This window comes from Methanocalculus sp., assembly GCF_030651615.1.
Classification (GTDB): domain Archaea; phylum Halobacteriota; class Methanomicrobia; order Methanomicrobiales; family Methanocorpusculaceae; genus Methanocalculus.
This window is the reverse complement of record NZ_JAUSCG010000121.1, coordinates 1-6,427: the sequence shown is the minus strand read 5'-3', so window position 1 is coordinate 6,427 and position 6,427 is coordinate 1. Positions and strand designations below refer to the sequence as shown.

Genomic DNA, 6,427 nt, shown 5'->3' with positions numbered 1-6,427 from the left:
TGAGCTCTTTGAGGAAAGAAAGACCATCCATCTCCGGCATCTGATAGTCGGAGATGATCGCGTCGTATGATTCTCTGGAGAGGAGTCTGAATGCCTCTGGAGGACCCTGTGCCGTTGTAACAATTACATTACCGGATTTTTCCAGGAATATCTTGCCAATTTCAAGAAGAGCAGGTTCGTCATCGACATACAGGAGGGAGATTGGTTTTGTACTTCCGCATGTCGATATCATAAATATATATTGTTTGTTGCAGGCATAATCTTTCTCACACGGATCTGTTTATGACCCGGATATCTTCACAATCTAAAAGTGAGGAGACCTATTGCACTCCGTCCTGAACCAGGGCGATCAGGAGGATGGAGGGGCAACACCACGACTTTCGTCCGGGTTCATTAACCGGATGGAACTATTCTGCATACACGGGGAGAGGAGGAAGAGCGCTCAACCGGGTATGCTGTCATAGACGAGGGTGAAGTACCGTGCAGAGAAGACGGCGATCACGGGGGAAAGGATGATGATCAGAAGCCAGCCGATGATCGGCACCTGTGCCATCGCATACTCAATGGCTCCAATCCCGGTAATAATAAAGAGGGTACTGAAGATGTACCTGAGCCGCCCGATCTTTCCGATATCCCCAATAATAGCACCAAATCTGAATGCTTCCCTCATCGAGCCGGTTCTTGAGAAGCGGATCAGTCCAATAGGGAGATTGATCCCGATGATGAAGGTGTACAGGAAGATAAAGAGGCCAACCAGCATCCCCATCGTAATCAGCACCACTTCCGGGATACCATAGACATCCGATGCCATGGTGGTCAGGGCATCTCCATCACCAAAGAAGAATGTGATGAGAATAGGACCAAGCGTGACAATAATTGGCATTGTATAGAGTATCTTGATGATCAGAAGCCTGATGCCATTTAAGAAGAGGGAGAACCAGTGGGGTTCATCCTGAATAAACTCATACGGGTCATCCGATGCCGATGGCATCTTCCCCCGGTATATCTCGACTATGTACCCAAGAAAGAGCGGATAGACGAGGTACTTCGATATGATGAAGAGAGGCCACCGGGCTCGTTTTCGGGTGAAGGCATTTTGTGTGTACGCACCGGCATCAGCGACCAATCTGATAAAATCCACAATTATCCCAGCAGACAGAAGAACGCTCCCCTCGAATATAATCCTACACCATTCGGCATGTACGTCTGTATCATACCATGACTCCAGTCTTTTGGAGAAAACTATTTGGACTGACCCATCCTCTGATTTTGTTGGTGATAGGAATACACACCTGGACAGAGGAAATAATCAATTATTTTGCAATAACAATCCTCCTTATGTACAGATATAGACCATTTAGAAAGATTTAAGTTGACGAATCGAGTATCGAACCTGTATGCATCAACGGATACCCGCCATCATCATCCTTGCCCTTCTCATCATCGGAGCCGGATGCACAGGGACAGCACCGGAAACAGCAAGCAGAACAACTGATTATCCGGATCTTAAGACACCAGAGACATCACTTGAGCTCAAAGAGTACGTCGATACTTCTGCGATCTGGGCATTGGAGAACGGAAGAGAGGAGGCGATCGCCGCATTTGGAGATCCATCGGGCCCGTTTGTGACCGATGACATCTACGTCTATGCACTCGATTATTCAGGTATTGCTCTTGCCCTCCCCTTCCAGCCGGAGATGGTCGGTGAAGACTTCATGCCTCTGCTGGATGCCTCCGGCAAGCCATATACCGAAATTGAGATCAAACTCGCAGAGAGCGGGGGCGGATATATCCTCTACCATTACCCCTATCCTGCCGGTGATCAGCCTCAAAAACTGAAGATCAGCTATGTCCGTCCGGTCGATGATACCTACTGGATCGGGGCAGGGGTCTATACACGTGATGATCTTCTGATCACCCAGAAACTCCGTGCATTTGTCGATGATGCAAAAGCATATGCCCTTAAGAACGGGAGAGACGTTGCCATTGCAACATTCAATAACGAAGAGGGGGATTTTATTGACGGGGATCTCTATATCTTCGCCTATGAGTATGACGGGACCGTCCTTGCCTGGCCCTATCGCCCCGATATGATCGGTGTTAACCGGCTCAATGCCACTGATCCGTTTGGAAGCCACCATATTCAGGCGTTTATGGAGAGAGCAAAGAGCGGTGGCGGAATGGTCGATTACTACTCGGTGAACCCGTTTACGAATATGACTGATCTCAAGATCAGTTATCTAACAGATGTCGATGGCACCTGGATGCTCGGCTGCGGCCAGTATATTGAACCGGGGCAGATCGTCCTTCGGACCTGAGATCTCTACGGGATAGGAAGATATAGGTTCCCCTCATCCAGGCGGTAGTTGGAAGAGATCAGGAGGTCTCTTCGTCCCAAATCTATCGGTTATCGTCGACAGTTTTGTCATATATCATCCACTATAATAGATAGTCAGATGGGAGAATAGAGACCGTTCTTTCGCCCAAACTCCTGGTAAAGGCAGGCACGTTGTTCCATCAATCATGTGATGATCTCTTTTTTTCGGAAATACGTCTGGAGAGCAACATTCAACCCGGTTTTTAGGCACTTTTTGGTCTCAGGCGATCTCTGTTTCCGGCAATCAACTACAAATAGAGGATGAACAAAGAGTAGTTTATCCTGTGACCGACCTCCCCCGGATCACAAGGAGGCAGCGAGGCCTGGTGAAGAAGAGCAGTGGGGGAAGAATGAAATGATGAAGGGAGCGTGATAAAAGAATGGCAATATCAGTGAACTGGGGTGCAATGGGAATTGGAGCGGTAGTAGCATTTCTTGTCGGGTGGTATATCTTTGGTCTTTTGGGAGCAATCATATTAGCTATCGTTGTAATGGCTCTGATGGGGCTGATAAAATTTAATTGAGAGAAGGGATCCGGCAAATCGAAATGATCCTTTAAACAATACTAACCCCCATTTTGTACTTAGAGATAGTTCATGATGAAATCCCGCAGTTTTTTATGACTTGCCAATCGTCGAACAATATATTTTGTCATTTGTACCGTCTGTGAATCAAATAGTCGTGTCACAATCAGGCCAATAATAAAGATGAGTACCCCCATAAAAACGGCTAAAACCACACCTATCTGACCAAAAAATGAGACATAGAAGAAGGTAACAACCACCGCAAGGATCGACATGAGAGCAGACCGGATGATAAAATAGAGCCTCTGCAACCATGTGGAAAGCAATAATGCTTTGATTACCGCTCGTTTTTCGATGATGCGATCTGCTCTTGATGGGACACTCTCTATCTCGTATAAAATATTTTGAGTGTATTTCAGATCAGATAACTGCAATATCTTTCTCGCATATCTGGCTTCAGAGAGATCCTTAGAACTTGCCGTTTCAAGCTCTTCCATAATTCTCTGAGATATTTCTGATATTTCGTTATCGATCCGGGATAATTTTTCTGAATAGGGGATATCAGGTATCATTTTTTCTTGTCCTGCTCACGTGAGGAGAGACACGCTGGCAATGCATCACACAGAACAATATAATTAAACGTATATATCATAATCGATCAAAATCAGATTCTGGGACGAAAACGACAGAGAAATCTTCCCAGAGCTGACTTTACACGAGGAGGATTACAGAAATCAGAATGTACCAACAGTCTCATAAACATAGTTGCAGTAATAGAATGTTCAGAATAGACATGGGAGGGGATGCAGTGACAGATGAATCAAAGGATGAAATTCGGAGAGATATGACACAACCTGATCAAGAAGAGACCAAAAGAGAAGCTCAGGAAGCTCAGCATGACGGGGAAAAGGACGGCGAACCGCAGGTTGCCCAACAGGATACTCAACGGCAGAAGGAGATAAAGAGGTCCAAGCAGCAGCAGAGTCAGCAGAGATAGAGAGTTTCAGTGATGATTCAGGTAAAAAAGAGATGCGGGTCCCGCTACAATATGAAGGTAATGATTGCAAGTATGATAAAGATGATAACGAGCCACTTGGCAATAGTCATCGAAAACCCGGCAATACCCTTTGCACCCAGCACATACGCAACAAGCGCCAGGATGAGGAATAATACCGCCAACCCAATTAAATCAGCCACAATTCACCCCCTTTTCGTCATATAATACACTTTTTTTACTACATTTACCCGCCCAATTGAAATCAATGAAATGGTTTAAAGTATGTACCGATCCGTCAACTGATAGGAGATTCCTCATAGAAAGAGTATACTGCAAGATGAGAGTTCAGCCTCATCCTGTCGTGGATCTCTTCATTTAATCTTTCATTTTTCTTACTGTTTTTCCAATCGTCTCCTGGACTTTTCCATCCAACTGTTCGACTTTACCTTTAACCTGTTCTGTTTTATTACCCGTCACCTTGCCTACTTCTTCACGAATCTTTCCCTTGACCTGTTTACCTTTTCCCACAATTTCATCCTTACTTGTAGTCATGCCATCACTTCCTATTGTATGCTCTCTGGTTCTGATTATACCAGATAAGATGTATGTATAGTACAGATGCATAAAAAGATATTTATAGAAAAAAATTTTTGCAACATCTCCAGCATTCCCTTCCGCATAACAACGGACATTCAGATTAAATACCCACTCGGGATTACATATGCAGTTTGAAAGACCACCTACGCTCCAGTCACAGTCATTAATCAAAACACCAATCGATAACGATTCATCAAGAAAAAGAGGGAGAGCAGAGATCCAATTGAAGTAATGAAGCAGATTAGAATGGATCTCTGATACCATTGAAGATCTCTTACATTCTCTCAGATATGACTGCAATCACCGGTTTCAGCATATACTGACCTGCTCCCGTCTGGATGACCGACTTCTCTACATTAAAGTCAAGCGTGAGTTTCAGGGTCTCATCCTCTTCGAGGACAAAACCTCTATTCAGCTTCAGCACCCCGCTTGGAACACCAAGAGTATACTCTGTATCGTCAACTGTGATCGTCCCTGAATCTATCTTCAGTCTGATCTGTGTGTACTTACCCGGACTCATCGTCTTCTGACCAATTATCTTACTCACGTTGATGTATTGCATCAGATCAACCGTCTGGAATTCATCGACAACAATCGTCCATCCAGCCGTTCCAGTATCATCAGATTCAGTTGCATCCTCCTCTTCGTCATCTTCAATGACAGTTTGATTACCAGATGCCCGATGAACACTCACCTCGCTGATATTCAACCAGAGATGGGTGATCGTGCCAAAATCAGTGATCTTCGGAGCATCCTTAACCGCGATGATAAGCGTGGATTCTCCTTCGTGAGCGGTCGTGCATCCTGCAATGATAATAGATACGAGTACGATTACTCCCAATGCAACATAGTGTCGGTATCTCATAGATGAAATCACCTCATAGTAACTAAATATCGTAAAACGGCTTCAATAAGGAGATGCAGGCATTGGACAGACAACATAATCGTCCAGAGTGATCACTCCGAACAGGGAAATTATCTTCCGGTGATTGCCTAAAGAGATCAGAACACCCTCTGACGAACTGACCCGAATCTGGTTTTGAGGGATCACTCATGTACCACATACACCCAAAATGAATAGAAGCACATTTTAATATAATCATAGGAATAAAAGGTTTCGGTTCAGTTCTAAATAAGAGAAACATCGGGACGCTCTGATTCTCCCACACCGGAACCCACCTGATGAGCATCCTCTGAAAACTCGATTCCCTCATGCCGCCGGGACTATGTATATCAGCCGTGAAGAGCATCACGATATGTGTCCGGACATGTCCAGACAGGAGAAGCTATGAGAACACCAGAGAAGAACCAGAAGTGTCCAGCCCCAAATCGAATCCGGAAGAGGATGCACCTCTCACTCAATCCTGATACGTACGATTTTCTAACAAATGAAGTTCAGAATGCGTCTCGATTTATCGATACGATGATTCAATCACTCAGAGTCCAAACAGAGAAGAAAAAAAACAGAGAAAAATAGTGGACTCGTCGTGATTCGAACACGAGATCTTCGCCGTGTGAAGGCTTGAAATCTCCATCGGGGCTCGGAGAAAAGAGATTTGGATCTGATGTCGATCGCGCTCAAGAAAATTTTTCGGAAGCTCGCGTACCATCGGATCACCCATCGAAAGGTATCGAGATCATACTTACCCTCCAGGCTTTCTATCTTCTACTTAGGGATCAGTTCTCAGCATGGTTAAACCGTAAAGTCAAGAATAAAGAGATCACAGAGAAGAGCGTTAAATCATACCTCTCAGCCGTTGATCGCCTGATGGCCTCTTCTGATGATATCCTCAGGCCTCAGGATCTCCAAGACGTAGAAGGAGACAAACAGACAAGAGGCCTAAGGAACTTTTACAACTTTATAGAGGATGAGAAGGATCAGGATCAGATCCTTGATGAACCATTAACCAAATGGAGAAGATATACCAAGAT

Annotated in this window: 9 protein-coding genes; 3 read left to right on the top strand and 6 right to left on the bottom strand. The window is 44.9% G+C overall.

From position 1 onward, the window contains the following. Both Q7V06_RS05450 and Q7V06_RS05445 read right to left on the bottom strand, forming a co-directional pair. Nucleotides 1-232, bottom strand: a 232-nt coding sequence (locus Q7V06_RS05450; protein WP_304839200.1) for a response regulator, incomplete at its 3' end; no start/stop codon positions are given. A 210-nt stretch (nt 233-442) separates the two neighbouring features. Further along, nucleotides 443-1,141: a DUF4013 domain-containing protein gene (locus Q7V06_RS05445; RefSeq protein ID WP_304839198.1), complete on the bottom strand. Its 699-nt coding sequence runs from the start codon at nt 1,139-1,141 to the stop codon at nt 443-445. Between the two features lie 256 nt (nt 1,142-1,397). On the opposite strand from Q7V06_RS05445, the gene Q7V06_RS05440 reads away from it, so the two are divergent. Both Q7V06_RS05440 and Q7V06_RS05435 read left to right on the top strand, forming a co-directional pair. After that, complete coding sequence (locus Q7V06_RS05440) at nt 1,398-2,318, top strand: cache domain-containing protein (protein ID WP_304839195.1); 921 nt, start codon at nt 1,398-1,400, stop codon at nt 2,316-2,318. Nucleotides 2,319-2,757: 439 nt separating this feature from the next. After that, the gene (locus Q7V06_RS05435) at nt 2,758-2,901 is read left to right on the top strand and encodes a hypothetical protein (RefSeq protein ID WP_304839191.1); all 144 of its coding nucleotides are present in this window, start codon (nt 2,758-2,760) and stop codon (nt 2,899-2,901) included. Between the two features lie 59 nt (nt 2,902-2,960). On the opposite strand, the gene Q7V06_RS05430 is transcribed toward Q7V06_RS05435, so the two are convergent. The 4 genes from Q7V06_RS05430 to Q7V06_RS05415 form a co-directional block, all read right to left on the bottom strand. Continuing rightward, nucleotides 2,961-3,398 (bottom strand): hypothetical protein, encoded by a 438-nt coding sequence (locus Q7V06_RS05430; RefSeq protein ID WP_304839189.1) that lies wholly within the window; start codon nt 3,396-3,398, stop codon nt 2,961-2,963. A 544-nt stretch (nt 3,399-3,942) separates the two neighbouring features. Beyond that, a complete protein-coding gene (locus Q7V06_RS05425) occupies nt 3,943-4,098 on the bottom strand; it encodes a DUF1328 family protein (protein ID WP_304839186.1) in 156 nt (51 codons plus the stop codon). Nucleotides 4,099-4,273: 175 nt separating this feature from the next. After that, a complete protein-coding gene (locus Q7V06_RS05420) occupies nt 4,274-4,759 on the bottom strand; it encodes a CsbD family protein (RefSeq protein WP_304839183.1) in 486 nt (161 codons plus the stop codon). A gap of 10 nt (nt 4,760-4,769) precedes the next feature. Then, nucleotides 4,770-5,360, bottom strand: coding sequence for a DUF4382 domain-containing protein (locus Q7V06_RS05415; RefSeq protein ID WP_304839181.1), 591 nt, complete (start codon nt 5,358-5,360; stop codon nt 4,770-4,772). 657 nt (nt 5,361-6,017) lie between these two features. Here Q7V06_RS05415 and Q7V06_RS05410 point away from each other — a divergent pair. Beyond that, nucleotides 6,018-6,427: hypothetical protein (locus tag Q7V06_RS05410; RefSeq protein WP_304839178.1), on the top strand; the 410-nt coding region annotated here is incomplete at its 3' end.

Excerpts from the sequence above, each read along its gene's own strand:
- Q7V06_RS05440 (WP_304839195.1), top strand. The coding sequence starts at position 1,398 with ATGCATCAACGGATACCCGCCATCATCATCCTTGCCCTTCTCATCATC.
- Q7V06_RS05435 (WP_304839191.1), top strand. The coding sequence starts at position 2,758 with ATGGCAATATCAGTGAACTGGGGTGCAATGGGAATTGGAGCGGTAGTA.
- Q7V06_RS05430 (WP_304839189.1), bottom strand. The coding sequence starts at position 3,398 with ATGGAAGAGCTTGAAACGGCAAGTTCTAAGGATCTCTCTGAAGCCAGA.
- Q7V06_RS05420 (WP_304839183.1), bottom strand. The coding sequence starts at position 4,759 with ATGGTATCAGAGATCCATTCTAATCTGCTTCATTACTTCAATTGGATC.
- Q7V06_RS05415 (WP_304839181.1), bottom strand. The coding sequence starts at position 5,360 with ATGAGATACCGACACTATGTTGCATTGGGAGTAATCGTACTCGTATCT.